Genomic DNA, 18,238 nt, shown 5'->3' with positions numbered 1-18,238 from the left:
TTCGGAAATTACTGCAGATTACTGATCTCCGGAAACGATTCCTTCGTCTACCAGCACGCGACCGCAATGCTCGCAGATGATAATTTTTTTCCGTTGACGTATCTCGGATTGCAACTGCGCCGGAATCTTGTTAAAACAACCCGAACAGCTATCACGCTCGATCGATACAACAGCTAGTCCATTACGAAATGAACCGCGTAATTTGTTGTACACTTTTAACAAACGCTCATCAATTTTCTTGACCGCTGAATCGACTTTGCCTGATAAAGAATCTTCTTCTTTCTGCGTTTCAGAAGTAATTGTTTCCAATTCTTTCTTCTTCACATCGAGCTCGTCTTTGCTGTAACCAAGTGAAGTGTTTGTCGATTCGTAGAGCTCAGTTTTGTTTTTGATTTCAAACTCTGTCTCGCGAATACGCTTTTCACAAACCTGAATTTCCAACCCTTGGATCTCAATTTCTTTCGAAATTGCATCGTACTCGCGGTTGTTTTTCACTTCGTTAAGCTGACCTTCGTATTTCTTGATCGCTACTTGCGAATCTTTGATCAAGTTTTTACGCTTTACGATAGAATCTTCCAGGTCATCAAGATCTGTTCTAATTTTTTCGATACGTGTATCAAGACCCGCGATTTCGTCCTCAAGATCTGCAACCTCAATAGGCAACTCGCCTCGCACTTGACGAATCTTATCAATCTTCGTATGTATGGACTGCAATGCCCAAAGTGCTTTTAATTTTTGTTCTACGGTTTGTTCCATTAACTGTAGTAATTTATAGGATTTGTGTCTATTTCTGTCAATAGGACAGCAAAGTTAACAAATTTTTTCCGGATTATATCCATTAATAAATCTTGTGTAAATTGTTCACTTTCAAAATGTCCGATATCGGCAATGATTATTTCATCCTGGGCATCAAAGAACTCGTGGTACTTATAATCCGCGGTAATAAATATGTCTGCACCGGATCGTTTAGCCGCCTCCAGCAGGAAACCTCCCGCCCCACCACATACTGCGACGCGGCTGATCATTTTACCCAGGGGCTTAGTATGGCGGATCACCTTTAAGTTAAGGCGTTCTTTGATATACGCTAAAAATGCTTGCTCGTTCATTTCTTCGGCGAGGTTGCCTATCGCTCCAGCGCCTACTTGATGCAGCGCGTTTTCCATTTTAATGATATCGTAGGCTACTTCTTCATAAGGATGTGCGGCGTACATTGCAAGGATAATTTTTCTTTCACGATCTGCCGGATAAAGCACTTCGATCTTCGTCTCTTCCACACGTTCCTGCTTACCTATAGCACCTATTGTTGGGCTTGCGCCCTGTTGCGCGCGAAACGTCCCATAACCGGCCGTATTATAACTACACTGATCGTAATTGCCAATGCCTCCTGCACCAGCGGAAAACAAAGCCTCTCGAACGACCTCGACATGCGTGCGCGGAACATATACGGCGAGCTTTTTTAATAAACCTTGCTTTGGCGCTAATACGGCATGGGATTGCAGATTTAGCTTTTGGGCTATTTTACTGCTTACGCCGCCGTAAATGTTGTCCAAGTTCGTATGTATTGCATATAGCGCTATATTGTGACGTATCGCTTTTATAAGTACGCGTTCAACATAATTTTTTCCGGTAAACTTCTTTAACCCAGAAAAGACTATCGGGTGGTGGGAAATAATAATATCGCACCCCTTATCTATTGCTTCCTGCACGACCTGTTCGGTACAGTCTAACGATATGAGTGCCTTTTGGATTTCGTCCTCGGGAGAGCCCACGAGCAGTCCTGAGTTATCGTACGATTCCTGATAGGCTAGGGGCGCCACTTGTTCTAAATATTCCGTTAATTCTTTAATCTTCATTTTTACGACTTTGATCAATATAATCTTTTCCGTAGGCCTTTATATGCATCTTAAGTAAACTACGATATTCACCAATTTTTATCCAGTAGGTCACAAAATAAGCAATATTTAATATAAAGGCTAACATCAATATAAAAGGAGGTAAAGGGATGTTCCTTATTAAGAAGGTCCATGCAAAAAGCATTCCCCATTTTTGAGTGGGCCGCTCTTCAACCTCTACCTTTCGGTCATAGAATTCATTATTTAACGAATCGGTCAAGCGTCGTACCACCTCGAAATTCCAATAGATGTTAAAAAAGGGAACGGCAACAAACCAGGCCTGGTTCGGTAAAATATTCTGATTTTCTTTTTTTATAAGTTTTAACGTACTATAAATGGTATAGCCAAAAAAGATCCCTATAATAATCATAATTATGCCGCCAACAATTGCATATTGCAGCATTTCTTGCGTCACTTCTTCGGATAGCATTTCAAACATTCAGTATGATTTAATTAGCGTTTACATATAATAAAAATATCGTCGGTTTCTTATGTAGATCCGGCTTCTTATCTTTCCAATTCTTTATCGTATAGGTACGAATATATTCATCCTTGCCCGTTACATTACAGGCAATACAGAGTTTAGTTTCCGCCTTACAACTTTTTAGTAGCTCATCGAGCAACGCATTATTACGAAAAGGTGTTTCTATAAATAGTTGTGTTTGGTCCTCACGCTTTGCTTGTGATTCAAGCTCTTTTATTTTTGCCGCTCGCGCCTGTTTGTCGATGGGCAAGTAACCATGAAAAGCAAATTTTTGCCCGCTGAAGCCCGATGCCATTAGAGCCAGTAATATCGAGCTGGGACCTACCAGCGGAACCACGTTAATGCCAAGCCTGTGTGCTGCAGCGACCACTAATGCACCTGGGTCTGCAACCCCCGGGCATCCGGCATCGGACATCAAGCCCATGTCTTCGCCCAATAGGGCCGCCCGCAGAATCTGCTTATAGTCTACTTTTTCACGCGCATGCTTACCATAATCGTGCATGATAAGATCTTGTTGCGGAATATCTAAGCCGGTCTGTTTGATAAATTTACGTGCCGTTTTCTCATTTTCAACCACAAACTCGCGGAGATTCAAAAGCACCGTTCGGGAAAATGAGGTATAAGATTTATGTTCAGCTTCTTGGGCTAACGGTACGGGAAATAGATATAAAGTTCCTAACGGCATAGCCAAAAATACTAAATATTGCCTGTATTATCAGTCAGTCCTAGGTTTTGACTAAAAAAGAAATTTGAGTTCTCAAGATTATTTGATAATTTGGCCCTGATTAATAAGGTTATTATCAAATGACTACACAAACTACAGCGGGTGTCAAAATATCGGTAGAGGTAGTCTACCAGCCCGAGTATTCAAATCCCGAAAAGCAACACTATATGTTTTCATACCAGATTACCATTGAAAACATGAGTGAATTCACCATTCAGCTTGTTAACAGACATTGGGACATATACGATACATCCGGCGAACTACGTACGATCGACGGCGAAGGTGTAGTAGGACTCCAGCCTGTGCTGGCCCCGGGGGAGGAACACCAATATGTTTCGGGGTGCAATTTGAGCAGCGAAATTGGGTATATGAAAGGAAGTTATGAGATGGTCAAACAGGTCGACGGTAGCATTTTTGAAGTTGAAATTCCAAGATTTGAACTCATCGCAACCTTCAAGCTTAATTAGTTTTTTAATCCCTAGGTAAATTAATTCGCGAATAGCTACTCAAATCGCGATTACCACAAATATTTACTTATTTTTGTCCTTGCATAGTTATATCCGTTCCATACTGAAATTTGGAACCGAGAAAGGGCTTTTGGCAAAAAAATACTTTCACGCTAAAAAAAGAGCTCCTCGGATATAAAAACAGCATTTTTTATCATAAATAATTGATTTACAATTAATTAAAGTTATATAGTGAGTATATTATCAACGGAACAGGTTAGTCATTCCTTTAATGATCGTTGGCTCTTCAAACAGCTGCATTTTGGACTTCAAAAAGGAGACCGCGTAGCTCTTGTCGGAATCAACGGAACAGGCAAAAGCACTCTTTTAAAAATTCTTGCAGGATTAGTCATTCCTACAGAAGGAAAGGTGGTAAGTGAGAAGGGTATCCGTATTGGTTTTTTAAATCAAGAGCCAAATTTCACAGGACTAAAAACTGTTAATGATTTTATATACTCTACCGACAACGAGCAGCAGCAACTGATCAAAGAATACGAAGAGTTGCTCTCCATGGAAGAGATTGATCAAGATAAATTGGGTCAACTAACCGAGAAATTAACGGCGATGGAAGCATGGGAATATGAGCATAATATTAAAACAATTTTAAATCGCTTACAAATTTCCAATTTCGAACAAGACATTCACAGCCTATCGGGGGGACAAAGAAAAAGACTTTCCTTAGCCAAACTACTTATCGACGAACCGGACATTTATATTCTTGACGAGCCGACTAACCACTTGGACATTGAAACAATCGAGTGGCTCGAAAAACTGTTAAAAACAGGAAATAAGACGGTGTTACTTGTTACCCACGATCGTTACTTTTTAGATAATGTCTGTAACGAAATAAGGGAGCTCGACCGTGGCGAAGTTTATACATACAAAGGTAATTATACCTATTTTTTAGAGAAAAAGGCAGAACGCGAAACCATAGATGTTGCGATGGCAGATAAAGCTAGAAACTTACTTCGTCGCGAACTTGAATGGATGCGCCGTCAGCCGAAAGCACGAGGAACCAAATCAAAATCTCGCATTGAAGCATACTACGATCTAGAAGATAAAGCAAAAGGGCCAAGTAAAAATGAGAGTGTAAAACTGTCGGTGAAAGTAGCACGACAGGGTTCTAAAATTTTGGAACTCGATCATATAAGTAAAAGCTATAACCAGCAGAACTTAATTGAAAATTTCAGCTACACATTCAAAAAATTCGATAGGCTTGGCTTAGCAGGAAAAAACGGAACTGGAAAATCTACCTTTCTTAATTTAATCACTGAGCAAATTAAGCCAGATAGCGGTCAAATTACGGTTGGGGAAACCACCACATTTGGATACTATAAACAGGGGGGACTCGAATTCCAAGACACGGATCGCGTGCTCGATGTCGTTAAAAATATAGCGGAATATATAGAGATGGCCAACGGCGACAATCTTACGGCCTCGCAATTACTGACGTTATTTTTGTTTCCACCAGAAAAGCAATTTAACATGGTAAGCAAATTAAGTGGGGGCGAAAAAAAGAGACTCCAGTTAATGCGGGTACTGATGAAAACGCCTAATTTTCTAATTCTCGATGAACCGTCCAATGATTTAGATATCGACACTCTAAATGTACTAGAAGAATTTTTAGAAAACTATCCGGGTATATTAATATTGGTATCTCACGATAGGTACCTAATTGATAAACTCACCGAACAACTATTTATTTTCGAAGGGGAAGGAAAAATCCGCATATATAACGGAAACTATGCGGACTACAAACTTGAACTCGAGACAGCACAGAAGGAGGGGAAGGCAGCGACTAAAAATAAAGAGAAAGCGCCTGCTCCGCAAGAGCCAAAGTCAACCGAAAAAAGGAAACTTTCCTACAAAGAGGTTTTAGAATATGAGAGCTTGGAAAAGGAAGTTGAAGCGCTTGAAGAAAAAATAGAAAAGATTGAAGCTGAGATCGGCGAACAATCGGACTACGAAAAAATAAATGAGCTCGCAGAAGAAATTCAAAAGCTTAAAAAATCATACGACCAAAAATCCGAACGCTGGATTGAGTTGGCTGAATTTGTTTAACGTTTCACGTGAAACTCAATAAAAAACATAGTTTCACGTGAAACCCATTTTAACAACAATGTTTAAAAAATATAATGTAATCGTGGTTGGTGCCGGGCACGCCGGATGCGAAGCAGCAGCAGCCGCGGCAAATCTAGGATCTTCTGTGTTATTGATCACCATGAATATGGGTGTGATTGCACAGATGAGTTGCAACCCTGCAATAGGCGGAGTCGCCAAAGGACAAATAGTTAGAGAGCTTGACGCAATGGGTGGATATACCGGAATCAACGCCGATAAATCCACGCTCCAATTCCGCATGCTCAACAAATCAAAAGGTCCCGCAATGTGGAGTCCTAGATCGCAAAATGACCGAATGCGTTTTGCGGAAGAGTGGCGATTAACATTAGAGTCACTACCGAACCTCGACATGTGGCAAGACACCGTTAAAGAAATAATTGTCGAAAATGAACAGGCTAGAGGCGTGATCACCTCACTCGGAATCCGAATAGAATCAGATGCCGTGATTCTCACGAACGGCACATTTTTAAACGGATTAATACATATAGGCGAAAAGAAATTTGGCGGAGGGCGTACCGGAGAAAAATCCGCTACAGGTCTAACGGAACAACTCGTGTCGTTAGGTTTCGAATCTGGACGAATGAAAACCGGAACACCTCCCCGGGTTGACGGCCGATCGCTTAATTATTCCGTAATGGAAGAACAGTGGGGTGATGAACAAGCCGGGCGATTTTCATTCACCGATGTGGAAATTCCAAAACAACAGCGCTGTTGTTGGATAACCTACACGAACGACAAAGTCCACGAAGTATTAAAAACTGGGTTTGATAAATCACCGATGTTTACCGGAAGAATCAAAGGACTTGGTCCACGATACTGTCCCTCAATCGAAGATAAAATAAACCGTTTCGCCGAACGCGATCGTCATCAAATATTCGTCGAACCAGAAGGTTTCCAAACCGTCGAAATATATGTAAACGGATTCTCTACATCCCTTCCTGAAGACGTCCAACAAAAAGCGCTAAGGTTAATACCGGGATTCGAAAATGCAAAAATGTACCGACCGGGATACGCGATCGAATACGACTATTTCCCTCCGATGCAACTTGATTTGACCCTTGAAACTCTCCGTATAAAAAGCCTATTTTTCGCTGGGCAAATCAATGGGACCACCGGATACGAAGAAGCCGCGGCACAAGGCTTTCTTGCTGGAATAAATGCACACCAGCGAATCAACGATCAAAAAGAATTAATTCTGAAAAGATCCGAATCATACATCGGTGTACTGATAGACGATCTTGTAACAAAAGGGACCGATGAACCGTACCGCATGTTTACCTCACGTGCCGAACATCGACTACTTTTACGACAAGACAATGCCGATATAAGACTTACACCTATCGCCTATAAACTGGGTCTAGTAGGGGAGGATCGGTTAGAAAAAGTAAATAAGAAAGTCGCGAACTCAGACAGCATTGTTGCCTATTTAAAAAAACAGAGCATCAGTCCAGAAACAATCAACCCGGCGCTTGTCGAACTCGGTTCATCTCCGATCAATCAAAAATTAAAACTCTACAATATCCTCACACGACCGCAAGTTACTATGGAAGATTTAGTAAAAGTAGATCCAACGCTCAAACAATTCATCGAGCCGTTCGATTTGCAGACCATTGAGCAAGCAGAAATAAAAGTGAAATACGACAGTTATTTCGAAAAGGAAATGGAGATCGTGACGAAAATGAAAAAGATGGAAGACAAAGAGATCAATCCAGATTTTGACTATAATACAATCATATCGTTATCAATCGAAGCAAGAGAAAAACTACTTAAGGTGAAGCCCCGGACCCTAGGACAAGCGTCGCGTATTTCCGGCGTTTCACCATCTGATATCAGTGTTTTAATGGTTCATATACGTTAATTAACTGATTTACAACTTGTTAAAACAAATAAAACAAAAGCTAAAATAAGGCCGTCTAACGAACTATCTTCAAGAACATGAATAAAGTATCCGAAAATAATAAAAGCTCCTTAAATCGCATAGAAATAAGAAAAATGCAGAAGGTCGTATTATTCTGCTTTATTCTCCTTATTTCTGTGACGCTAATACGTTGCGCGAATATCCAGGCACCGACAGGTGGTCCCAAAGATTCCTTACCGCCAACTTTGTTAAACGAATCCCCTACAAACTTCAAAACGAACTTCACAGAACGGGAGATCACCTTGGAGTTCGATGAATATATTAAGCTCAACAACCAATTTAAAGAATTTAGCATCAGTCCGGATTTAGAAGAAATCGTTGACTACCGCGTCCGTAAAAAACGACTCGTCATCACCCTTCCAGATACGCTAGCGGAAAACACGACATATACGATAAATTTTGGAAAAGGACTGGGCGATTATAACGAGGGAAATCCTATACTCAACTACAACTACGTATTTGCAACAGGTCCGGAGCTCGACTCCCTAACCATAAGTGGAAAAGTCACCAATGGTCAGACCAAATCATTTGATCCCAAGAAGGACGAAAACATTAAAGTAATTCTAATACCTATCTCCCAAGACTCGATCTTCGGAAAAAAGAAAGCGAGTATATTTACAAATGTCGATACATCGGGTAACTTCAAATTTCAAAATTTACGCGAAGATCAATACCGTATTTATGCGCTCAAAGAACAAAATAACGACCGAATTTTTAACGGCCGAGAAGAGTGGATCGGTTTTTTAAATGACAGCTTGGACCTAAAAGATGATATCTCGGCCATCCATCTAGAAATAACAAAGGCATTTCCAAAAGACTTGCGACTATTAGAAAAGAAAATAGAACCTCAAGGTAGCATCCTACTCACGTTTAATAAACCCGTTGAAGAACCAGTGACAAACATCTTGTTTCCAGAGGGACTTAACGAATCCAAAATAGAAAGACTTAATCCTACCAGCGACTCGCTAAGAATATACATCGCAGATCAGGAACTAGATTCCATAAAGATAGAAGTTGCGTCAAAACAAGGAATAGTAGATACAAGCCTAATCCGAGTAACAAAGAATATAAAGTGGGAACGTGACATAAAACCCCAATTGAACATTACAAACAAAGTGGATCGTACGCGGCATATTACACTTACTTCGACAACACCTATTTCTTCGGTCGACAAATCAAAAATAATCATCACAGAAGATTCCGTTTCACGACGTAATTTCCAACTGGAACAGGATTCAGTAAATCAGGAACTCTACCATATACGCTACAACTGGAGACCGGCAAAAAACTATGAACTTGTTATCCAAGAAAATGCAATAAATGGACCTTTTGGTGATACGAATAATGAGTTTAAGAATAGTTTTACGCTAGATGAATCCGATAATTATGGCAACATCAATTTCACGTTAACGGGGCTAGACAGCACGATGAACTATATTGTTGAGCTCATTGATGAAGGTAAAGAGAAAGTCTTCGACAGGCGCTTTATTACTGCTGAAAATGCTTCAGTAGCCTATCAAAACTACCCTGGAGGAAAATACTCTATACGCGTAGTGTATGATGAAAATGGTAACGGAAAGTGGGATCCGGCAGACGTGTACGCTAAACAACAGGCCGAAAATATTTGGTACCTAAACAAGACTTTTACAATCAGGGCAAACTGGGACCAAAATGACACGCTAGCCATCCCCCCAGTTGAAGAAAAATAGTCTACCTTATTAATCCATCGGGTCGGTAAACCACGAACTATACTCTACATAATTGTGCGGTAGCTCTTGAAGCATCGCCAACTGATTCTGCGTCAAAGGTTTGATTTTTTTCGCCGGAACGCCTGCGTATAAATAGCCCGACTCCAGCACCATATCTTCTAAAACAACGGCACCCGCTGCAACAATAACGTTCGATTCGACAATAGTACGATCCATCACGATGGCTCCCATCCCAATTAATACATAATCATGAACGACACATCCGTGTATAATCGCATTATGCCCAATATTTACGTAATTACCTATATCCGTACCGTTTCTTTTAAAGGTGCAATGAATCACGACACCATCTTGAATATTTGTAAATTCACCAATACGAATATAATTCACATCTCCACGAATAATAGCATTAAACCACACCGAACACTTATGTCCAATACTAACATCCCCGACTATGGTAGCATTATCGGCAACAAACACATCTGAACTAATTTCAGGAGCAACTCCCTTCACGGGCAAAATCAACGCCATATTATAAAACTGTATCTACTAACTCGTCGGCCTTTTCCGGAAAATCCGTCGTATAATGTAATCCCCTACTTTCTTTGCGTCCGGTTGCCGATTTAACAATCAAATAAGCCACCTGAATAACATTTCGCAATTCACAAAGCTTCACAGAAAGCTTTGTGTTTTTATAAAACGATTCGGTCTCTTCGTAAAGAAAACCCAAACGACGCATCGCGCGATCGAGTCGAAAATCAGATCGGACAATACCAACATAATCGCTCATCAATTTCTGCGTTTCTCGTAAGTTATGGGTAACTAAAATCTCTTCATTTAATAACTGTACCTTGGATTCATCCCACTCCGGAATATCCCTCGCAAAAGACAAAGAGTCAATAGCGCCACGAGCATCTTCAAAAATCCGATGCGCGTATACAACCGCCTCTAATAAGGAGTTCGACGCTAATCTATTAGCGCCATGCAGACCGGTCGAAGAACACTCTCCACAGGCATAGAGATTCGAAATAGAGGTACGTCCATCTGAATCTACCATAATCCCCCCGCATAGATAATGTGCAGCTGGCGTGACTGGAATAAAGTCCTTGGTCATATCCAACCCTATCGACAAGCATTTTTCATATATGTTCGGAAAATGCGCGATAATGTCAGCCATCTTACGGTGAGTAATATCTAAAAACACATAATCAATACCTGAGCGTTTCATCTCATTATCTATTGCTCGAGCAACAATATCACGCGGGGCAAGCGAACCTCGTTCATCATACTCTTCCATAAATGACTCCCCATTCACACGCCGCAAAATCCCACCAAAACCGCGAACGGCTTCGGAAATTAAGAATGACGGCGACTCTTTGGGATTATAAAGGGAAGTGGGATGAAATTGGATAAACTCCATATTCCGTACTTTGCCCTTAGCTCTATACACCATCGCAATACCATCACCGGTGGCGATTGTAGGATTGGTAGTACTGGCATATACATGTCCAGCCCCACCAGAGGCCATCAGCGTAACTTTACTTAAAAACTTTTCTATATGACCAGATTTGCAGTTTAGCGCATAAAGTCCGAAACATTTGATATCAGTCGTACTTTTATCAACGTGCACACCTTGATGATGCTGTGTTATGAAATCAACGGCAAAATAATGTGTAAGTATCTCTACATTTGGGTGCGCATGTACCTGTTCGAGGAGCGCCCGCTCAATCTCATACCCGGTAATATCCTTATAATGTAAGATTCGATGTTTGGAATGTCCTCCCTCTCGAGCCAAGTCATAATGGTCCTCATCTACCTTATCGAAATTAGTGCCATACGATATTAGCTCTTTTATGCGATCCGGCGCTTCCTTAACAACGTTTTCCACAATTTCGCGGTGGCATAATCCATCACCAGCTACCTCAGTATCAAATATATGCTTATCGAAGCTATCTGACTTATCCACAACTGCGGCAACTCCACCTTGCGCATATTTCGTATTAGACTCATCTTCGTTAGACTTCGTAATAATCAACACTTTACCTAATTTCGCCGCCTTTAATGCAAAACTTAAACCGGCTATACCGGACCCAATAATTAAAAAATCTACCTCTCTGTGTGCCATATTCTAATCGTAAATAGCATTGCTGCTAAACTCTCGTTAACAAATTAACAAAATATGTGGAAAACATGTATATAAACGGTGGACTAAAATGTAAAACTTTATTAGTTTCCACAATTATGCGATGGAAAGCTAAACTCGTGTTCATAAATGATGGTAAAGTAAACCTAATATTAACAAATTGTAAACTTAAAAGAATTCACAAAAATTTATGGAAAGAAAAAAAGGTATAAAATCATTTATCTGAATATCAGCCCAAACAGACTAATTTAATGTTAATAAATTGTTGATAACCGGTCATAAATGAGAACTGCAATGAGAAAGTAAGTAACTTATCCCCATTTTCCACACACTAATAAACAATAAGATTCTTTATATAAAAAAAGATTATTATTTATTGAAAAAAGAGAATGTGGAAATCGTCTAATTTTCTTTGTCTACATTTGTGCTATGAGTTAGTCACGTGAAACAAGAAATTTAAGAATAGACGATTATGAAATAACAAGTAGGATTTTATTTTTATACTGATAATCAGTACACTATAAATAAATTATTGGAAAATTCGAACAAATTAAACGGTAAATGGTTGAGTTGCAATTTATTAAAAACAGGGTTCACTTTATCCCCGAATTGTAAGATTCTGACCGATTCCTGGGCCAGTCGAAGGGCATTAAATCGAGACCTTTATGGCGCTCATATTGATTGATTTAACGGATGATATATTGGGCGATAAACGTAATATTTCGCCGTAAAAACAGTTCGAAGTTTCACCTGGAACAAAGTCATTTAGAAGACCTTTGGATTTCTTTGTTTACTTTTGTAATAGAGCTAAGTCAAAAATATCAATTAGGTTTAGAATACGAGTAGAGATGAATATAACTTTTGAAAAAGACCTTCAAGCGAAGGGGTATATTGATGAACCAATTGACCCGACGCTAGATATTGTTGCAGAGATTAACCGACTTAAGAAAGAGAAAAATGCGGTAATCCTTGCACACTACTACCAAGAATCGGAAATACAAGATATTGCCGATTATATTGGCGACAGTTTGGGTTTATCCCAACAAGCAGCAAAAACAGATGCAGAGATGATTGTTTTTGCTGGCGTGCATTTTATGGCCGAAACGGCAAAAATATTGTCACCTTCGAAAAAGGTATTGTTACCGGATTTGAAAGCGGGGTGTTCATTATCGGATAGCTGCCCGCCCCATTTGTTTGCAAAATTTAAAGAGCAGTATCCCGATCATCTAGTGATTACTTACGTGAACTGCACGGCGGAGTTGAAAGCGTTATCTGATATCGTATGTACATCATCCAATGCTGTTCAAATTGTACAAAGCTTACCGGAGGATCAAAAGATCATATTCGGCCCGGATAAGAATCTAGGTGAATATGTAAAAAAGAAAACCGGACGTGATCTTGTATTATGGAATGGGGCTTGTATGGTACATGAAATTTTCTCACAGGATCGGATTCTTGATTTGCGTAATCAGTTTCCAAATGCTAAATTTATTGCACACCCTGAGTGTGAAGACCATATTTTAGCGCAAGCCGATTATGTTGGCTCCACTTCGGGAATGTTAAAATATACGATTGAAGACCCTGCTCAGCAATTTATCGTGGCGACCGAATCGGGAATTTTGCACCAGATGCAGAAATCGAGCCCGAATAAAATGTTTATTCCAGCACCGCCCAATAACGTTTGTGCTTGTAATGATTGTCCGCATATGAAGCTCAATACGTTAGAGAAGCTTTATAATTGCTTGTATTATGAACAACCAGAAGTTGATCTTGCGGCAGACGTTATTCAAAGCGCTAGAAAGCCAATAGAACGCATGCTTGAGATTTCAGAACGATTTGGTTTATAAAAAGAAAAGTAAATGTTTGATAACAAAGAAAGAACCAATATTAATGAATTGGGTGAATTTGGACTAATCTCTTACCTTAATAAAGCTGTGGAGATTACTGAACCCTCGACAGTGAAGGGGATAGGTGATGATGCCGCGGTGCTGGATTTTTCCGATAGTAAGACGTTAATCTCAACAGATCTTTTGTTAGAAGGTATTCATTTTGATTTACGTTACGTGCCTTTAAAACACCTTGGGTACAAAGCTATACAAGTAAACTTAAGTGATATATACGCAATGAATGGTACGGCATCACAAGTAACATTCTCTATCGGATTGTCTTCAAAATTTCCACTAGAAGCCGTAGAAGAAATCTATGAAGGTGCACTGATAGCATGTAAAAAGTATAATGTGGACCTAATCGGTGGCGATACTTCAGCCTCGGTTCAAGGGCTTGTTATCTCTGTAACAAGTATCGGCTACGCAAAAACCGATAAAATAGCTTACCGCTCAGGTGCAAAGCAGGGGGATCTATTATGTGTCAGTGGCGATCTTGGAGGCGCTTACGTGGGCTTACAACTTTTAGAACGAGAGAAACAGGTATACTTAGAGAATCCAAAAATTCAGCCCGATCTGGAAGGTAAAGATTACATTGTAGAAAGGCAGTTAAAACCAGAAGCTCGTAAAGATGTTATCGCGTTATTTGAGGAATTTGGAATACAGCCAAATGCAATGATTGATGTATCGGACGGTCTTGCTTCGGAAATAATTCATATCTGTGAAGCATCGAACGTTGGATGTAAATTGTATGAAGAGAAAATTCCAATTGATCCGATGACTTATGATACGGCACGAGAGTTTGGTTTGGACCCAACTATTTGCGCATTAAATGGTGGCGAAGACTACGAGTTGCTTTTTACAATCCCACAAGAGCAATACGACAAGGTTAAAAATCAGCTCGATATAACAATTATTGGATATATCACCGAAAAAAATGCGGGAAGAGATATGATATCAAAATCAGGAAATATACATCCTATTAAAGCCCAAGGTTGGAACGCCTTTAAAGAAAATGAATAGTGTCGTTTAGCACGATAAATTCTGGTCTCTGACCGTAAAGCGCATTACAGATGTGGCAAGAAGGTACTTATTCAGGGTAGCTTTTTTTTTTAGGAGATAATTAACGTAGTATTCATAGCTCGATTCGATGAGTAGGTGGGATATATTCTAGCTCTGCCAGGGGAACTCTTATCTCAAACCGATTGATAATCTGAATGGTTCTTTCTAATTTTACAAGGAAACAACCAATTTTAGGCAGATGAAAGAACCATTATGGGTACCCAAGCCGGCGTATAGCGAGCAGTCCGCTTTATATGAGTATGGGCAGTATATTGCGGAAAAGTATAATTCATCATTTTCGAGTTATGACCAAATGCATCGATGGTCTACCGATAACCTAGCGCGTTTTTGGGAAAGCATACTTGATTTTTTTGATGTAAAATATTCCGGTAGATATACAAATGTGTTTTCCCATCGCGACAATGGTAGCGATTTCACCGATATAGATTGGTTTTCTGGCCTATCGCTAAGCTATAGTGAGCATATATTTGCAGGTAAGGACCCTACTGCCATTGCAGTGAAGTATGCGGATGAAGAATGTACCTATCGTGCTTATACCTGGGCTGAGATTTCAAATATGGTTTACTGTTTACAAAACTACATGAGAGATAATGGTGTATCCAAGGGAGATCGTGTGGTTGGTTTACTTAATAATACGGTTGAAACGCTCGCCATATTCTTAGCGGCCAATTCTATCGGTGCTATCTGGTCCTGCTGCTCGCCGGATTTTGGCGATAAAAGTGTCGTTGAACGTTTCGGTTTGATTCAGCCTAAGATGCTATTTATCGAAACGTCGTATCAATATGGAGGCAAAGCGTTTAATAAATCTTCCACCTTAACGCATATTTTGAACGAAATTGATTCGATTGAAAAATCTGTCGACATTAATAGTAAGGAATGGAGCGAAATCTTCGTTCATTACCCCAACGGAGAACTATTGTTTGAACGAGTCGCTTTTGATCACCCGATATGGATACTTTATTCTTCGGGTACTACGGGTATACCTAAAGCTATAACACACCGCACGGGCGGAAATTTAATTGAACATCTAAAGGCACTTAGCTTACATCAGAATGTACAGACGGGTGAAAATTTCTTGTGGTATACGACAACTGGATGGATGATGTGGAATTATGCGTTGTCTTCGTTATTGTGTGGGGCAACTTTATGCCTTTACAATGGGGCGATAAATCATGATAATCATCGCACTTTTTGGAATTTTTTAAAACGTGGGCAAGTCGATCATCTTGGTGCTGGAGCTACTTATTTTTCTTCGATACATGAGCTGATCATCCGGGACTACCAACCAAAAGTTATCGGATCGACAGGGTCGCCTCTAGCGGAGAAAACTTTTGATAATCTACATGGCAAGTTTCCACAAGCCCATATTATTAGCCTTAGTGGCGGGACGGATGTTTGTAGTGCATTTCTTTCCGGGTGCCCTTTACTACCCGTATATCGCGGGGAAATACAATGTCGTACACTGGGTTCGGATATTGTAGCATATGATGAAAAGCAGCGTGAAGTCCTCGAGGAAGTGGGCGAATTGATCATTAAACAGCCGATGCCGGCCATGCCGTTATGTTTTTGGGGCGATAAGGGAAATAAAAAATACAAAAAAAGCTATTTTTCGACCTACAAGGGGGTATGGAATCACGGCGATTGGATTGAGATAAACAGCCGTGGAGGTATTGTGATGCATGGAAGGTCCGATTCTACATTAAATAGAGGGGGGGTACGCATCGGAACAGCGGAAATTTATAACGGTTTACTTTCTGTAGCCGGCATTACCGATAGTTTAGTTATCGTAACCGATGATTCGCTGGATATTGCTCGGATGATACTGTTTATTCGGATTGAGCCGGAAAATACAAGCAGTTTTGACGATGTAATTGAAAGGGCAAAACAGGCTTTGCGCACGCAGTATAGCCCAAGACATGTACCGGATCTTTTCTACCAGGTGCAGGATATTCCGTATACCCTTAGCGGGAAAAAGCTTGAGATTCCGATAAAGAAAATATTTTCTGGTATCGATCCTCAGAGGGTTGTTAGCGCGGATATCATGCGCAACCCGGCTTCGCTCGAAGAATATATTGGTATTTACCGCGCGCTTGGCTAAGTTTGTATCACGCCAACTTTATAAGACTCACTTAGGGGTTGATGGTTCGCTGCTTCTATGCCCATGGAGATTATTTTTCTTGTCTCTAGTGGATCTATTACGCCATCTACCCAGAGCCGGGCAGCAGCATAATAAGGGCTAAGTTGCTTTTCATATTGATTTCCAATTTTCTTTAGCAGAGTCGTTTTCTCTTGCTCACTCAGGGTAATATTTTGTGCTTTAAGGGTAGATTCTTGTATTTGCAAAAGGGTTTTTCCTGCCGAGGCACCACTCATGACAGCCATTTTTGCCGTCGGCCATGCATAAATCAAACGTGGGTCGTAGGCTTTACCACACATAGCATAATTACCTGCTCCATAACTATTTCCTACAATAAAGGTGAACTTAGGCACAATAGAGTTGGCCATTGCGTTTACCATTTTGGCGCCATCTTTAATAATCCCACCCTGCTCGGAGCGTGAGCCGACCATAAATCCCGTTACATCCTGAAAGAATACAAGCGGAATTTTTTGTTGATTACAATTCATAATAAATCGAGCGGCTTTGTCTGCCGAATCCGAATAAATTACTCCTCCCATCTGGAGTTCATTCACGTTGCCTGGCTTTTTAGCTTTAACGATTTCACGCTGATTGGCTACGATGCCTACAGCCCAGCCATCGATCCGTGCCAGCGTGCATATAATAGTTTTACCGTAGTCTGTTTTATATTCTTCGATCGACCCTTTATCTACGATCGCTTTTAGAAGCTCCCGCATGTTGTAGGGCTTTAGGCGGTCTTGTGGTAAATAGGAGTAGATAAAGTCGTTGTCATATTCTGGGGGTAGTGCTTTTACTCTTGAAAAATTAGCGTGCGAGCTCGATCCGAATTTGTCGACAATATTTCGAATAGCGTGTAGACAGCTTTGATCATCAGGAAACTTGTTGTCAGTAACGCCGGAAATTTCGCAATGCGTTACCGCGCCGCCTAATGTTTCATTATCGATGTCCTCACCAATCGAGGATTTCACGAGATAGGACCCTGCAAGAAATACCGAACCGGTTCCTTCTACGATGAGTGCGTAATCGGACATGATCGGCAGGTATGCTCCACCGGCCACGCAGGGCCCCATGATAGCGGATATCTGCGGAATTCCCATTGCCGATATTTTAGCATTGTTTCTGAAAACACGACCAAAATGTTCCTTATCTGGAAAAATTTCATCTTGCATGGGTAAATAAACGCCTGCCGAATCTACCAAATAGATGATAGGAATATGATTTTCCATCGCTATTTCCTGTGCGCGAAGGTTTTTTTTTGCCGCAATGGGAAACCAGGCGCCTGCTTTTACGGTCGCGTCGTTTGAAATGACCACGCACAAGCGATCTGACACATAACCTAAGACCACCACTACGCCACCGTTAGGGCAGCCGCCATGTTCTTCATACATATTATCGCCAGCAAATTTACCAACTTCAACGTAGGGTCTATCGGTATCGAGTAAGGTGAATACACGTTCCCAGGCCGATAGTTTACCTTTTTGTTTATGCTTATTTAGTTTATCAATTCCGCCTCCTAAATGGAGTTTTTCGGTTTTCTGTTTTAATTCGGTTAATAGTTCTTGCATGATCTAGTTTTTTTATAAACTTGATAATTTATAAACGATAATTGTAGTAAAAAATACAATTATTTTAAAATGT

The 18,238-nt window shown here is 40.4% G+C and carries 14 protein-coding genes; 7 read left to right on the top strand and 7 right to left on the bottom strand.

The annotated features are described in order from the left end of the window. Window positions 1–18: 18 nt before the first annotated feature. The 4 genes from FM107_RS02830 to FM107_RS02815 are packed head-to-tail and all read right to left on the bottom strand — an operon-like array spanning window position 19 to window position 3,061. A complete protein-coding gene (locus FM107_RS02830; RefSeq protein ID WP_086946993.1) occupies window positions 19–756 on the bottom strand; it encodes a zinc ribbon domain-containing protein in 738 nt (245 codons plus the stop codon). Then, a complete protein-coding gene (locus tag FM107_RS02825; protein ID WP_086946992.1) occupies window positions 756–1,853 on the bottom strand; it encodes a Nif3-like dinuclear metal center hexameric protein in 1,098 nt (365 codons plus the stop codon). The genes FM107_RS02830 and FM107_RS02825 overlap by 1 nt, the downstream gene beginning before the upstream one ends. Then, a complete protein-coding gene (locus tag FM107_RS02820; RefSeq protein ID WP_086946991.1) occupies window positions 1,843–2,331 on the bottom strand; it encodes a hypothetical protein in 489 nt (162 codons plus the stop codon). Before FM107_RS02820 ends, FM107_RS02825 begins: the two co-directional genes overlap by 11 nt. A 10-nt stretch (window positions 2,332–2,341) precedes the next feature. Then, window positions 2,342–3,061 (bottom strand): SAM-dependent methyltransferase, encoded by a 720-nt coding sequence (locus tag FM107_RS02815; protein WP_086946990.1) that lies wholly within the window; start codon window positions 3,059–3,061, stop codon window positions 2,342–2,344. Window positions 3,062–3,180: 119 nt separating this feature from the next. Here FM107_RS02815 and apaG point away from each other — a divergent pair, with 119 nt between their 5' ends. The 4 genes from apaG (at window position 3,181) to FM107_RS02795 (ending at window position 9,354) form a co-directional block, all read left to right on the top strand. Beyond that, a complete protein-coding gene (gene apaG / locus FM107_RS02810; RefSeq protein ID WP_086946989.1) occupies window positions 3,181–3,567 on the top strand; it encodes a Co2+/Mg2+ efflux protein ApaG in 387 nt (128 codons plus the stop codon). A 231-nt stretch (window positions 3,568–3,798) separates the two neighbouring features. Further along, window positions 3,799–5,667, top strand: coding sequence for an ABC-F family ATP-binding cassette domain-containing protein (locus FM107_RS02805; protein WP_086946988.1), 1,869 nt, complete (start codon window positions 3,799–3,801; stop codon window positions 5,665–5,667). Between the two features lie 58 nt (window positions 5,668–5,725). Beyond that, the gene (gene mnmG, locus FM107_RS02800) at window positions 5,726–7,585 is read left to right on the top strand and encodes a tRNA uridine-5-carboxymethylaminomethyl(34) synthesis enzyme MnmG (RefSeq protein WP_086946987.1); all 1,860 of its coding nucleotides are present in this window, start codon (window positions 5,726–5,728) and stop codon (window positions 7,583–7,585) included. Window positions 7,586–7,662: 77 nt separating this feature from the next. Next, entirely contained in the window at window positions 7,663–9,354 is a 1,692-nt protein-coding gene (locus tag FM107_RS02795; RefSeq protein ID WP_086946986.1) for an Ig-like domain-containing protein, read from the top strand. Window positions 9,355–9,363: 9 nt separating this feature from the next. Here the strand turns inward: FM107_RS02795 and FM107_RS02790 are convergent, their stop codons facing one another. After that, complete coding sequence (locus tag FM107_RS02790; protein WP_086946985.1) at window positions 9,364–9,885, bottom strand: gamma carbonic anhydrase family protein; 522 nt, start codon at window positions 9,883–9,885, stop codon at window positions 9,364–9,366. A gap of 1 nt (window position 9,886) precedes the next feature. Then, on the bottom strand, window positions 9,887–11,479 hold the full coding sequence (gene nadB / locus FM107_RS02785; protein ID WP_086946984.1) for an L-aspartate oxidase: 1,593 nt from the start codon (window positions 11,477–11,479) through the stop codon (window positions 9,887–9,889). 866 nt (window positions 11,480–12,345) lie between these two features. Here nadB and nadA point away from each other — a divergent pair. The 3 genes from nadA (at window position 12,346) to FM107_RS02770 (ending at window position 16,561) form a co-directional block, all read left to right on the top strand. Continuing rightward, window positions 12,346–13,344, top strand: coding sequence for a quinolinate synthase NadA (gene nadA, locus FM107_RS02780; RefSeq protein WP_086946983.1), 999 nt, complete (start codon window positions 12,346–12,348; stop codon window positions 13,342–13,344). Window positions 13,345–13,356: 12 nt separating this feature from the next. Beyond that, the gene (thiL, locus tag FM107_RS02775; protein ID WP_086946982.1) at window positions 13,357–14,403 is read left to right on the top strand and encodes a thiamine-phosphate kinase; all 1,047 of its coding nucleotides are present in this window, start codon (window positions 13,357–13,359) and stop codon (window positions 14,401–14,403) included. Between the two features lie 238 nt (window positions 14,404–14,641). Next, on the top strand, window positions 14,642–16,561 hold the full coding sequence (locus tag FM107_RS02770) for an acetoacetate--CoA ligase (RefSeq protein ID WP_086946981.1): 1,920 nt from the start codon (window positions 14,642–14,644) through the stop codon (window positions 16,559–16,561). On the opposite strand, the gene FM107_RS02765 is transcribed toward FM107_RS02770, so the two are convergent. Then, window positions 16,558–18,165, bottom strand: coding sequence for an acyl-CoA carboxylase subunit beta (locus FM107_RS02765; protein WP_086946980.1), 1,608 nt, complete (start codon window positions 18,163–18,165; stop codon window positions 16,558–16,560). The two genes, FM107_RS02770 and FM107_RS02765, sit on opposite strands and share 4 nt — an antisense overlap. Window positions 18,166–18,238: the final 73 nt, after the last annotated feature.

The sequence above is a fragment of the Sphingobacterium sp. JB170 genome (genome assembly GCF_900163865.1).
Lineage (GTDB): Bacteria > Bacteroidota > Bacteroidia > Sphingobacteriales > Sphingobacteriaceae > Sphingobacterium.
This window is presented reverse-complemented; position numbering and strand designations above follow the sequence as displayed.

What these genes read in the sequence shown, in the direction of transcription:
- FM107_RS02830 (WP_086946993.1), bottom strand. Translation starts at nt 756, where the DNA reads ATGGAACAAACCGTAGAACAAAAATTAAAAGCACTTTGGGCATTGCAG.
- FM107_RS02770 (WP_086946981.1), top strand. Translation starts at nt 14,642, where the DNA reads ATGAAAGAACCATTATGGGTACCCAAGCCGGCGTATAGCGAGCAGTCC.
- nadB (WP_086946984.1), bottom strand. Translation starts at nt 11,479, where the DNA reads ATGGCACACAGAGAGGTAGATTTTTTAATTATTGGGTCCGGTATAGCC.
- thiL (WP_086946982.1), top strand. Translation starts at nt 13,357, where the DNA reads ATGTTTGATAACAAAGAAAGAACCAATATTAATGAATTGGGTGAATTT.
- FM107_RS02765 (WP_086946980.1), bottom strand. Translation starts at nt 18,165, where the DNA reads ATGCAAGAACTATTAACCGAATTAAAACAGAAAACCGAAAAACTCCAT.
- mnmG (WP_086946987.1), top strand. Translation starts at nt 5,726, where the DNA reads ATGTTTAAAAAATATAATGTAATCGTGGTTGGTGCCGGGCACGCCGGA.
- FM107_RS02820 (WP_086946991.1), bottom strand. Translation starts at nt 2,331, where the DNA reads ATGTTTGAAATGCTATCCGAAGAAGTGACGCAAGAAATGCTGCAATAT.
- FM107_RS02815 (WP_086946990.1), bottom strand. Translation starts at nt 3,061, where the DNA reads ATGCCGTTAGGAACTTTATATCTATTTCCCGTACCGTTAGCCCAAGAA.
- FM107_RS02795 (WP_086946986.1), top strand. Translation starts at nt 7,663, where the DNA reads ATGAATAAAGTATCCGAAAATAATAAAAGCTCCTTAAATCGCATAGAA.
- apaG (WP_086946989.1), top strand. Translation starts at nt 3,181, where the DNA reads ATGACTACACAAACTACAGCGGGTGTCAAAATATCGGTAGAGGTAGTC.
- FM107_RS02825 (WP_086946992.1), bottom strand. Translation starts at nt 1,853, where the DNA reads ATGAAGATTAAAGAATTAACGGAATATTTAGAACAAGTGGCGCCCCTA.
- nadA (WP_086946983.1), top strand. Translation starts at nt 12,346, where the DNA reads ATGAATATAACTTTTGAAAAAGACCTTCAAGCGAAGGGGTATATTGAT.
- FM107_RS02790 (WP_086946985.1), bottom strand. Translation starts at nt 9,885, where the DNA reads ATGGCGTTGATTTTGCCCGTGAAGGGAGTTGCTCCTGAAATTAGTTCA.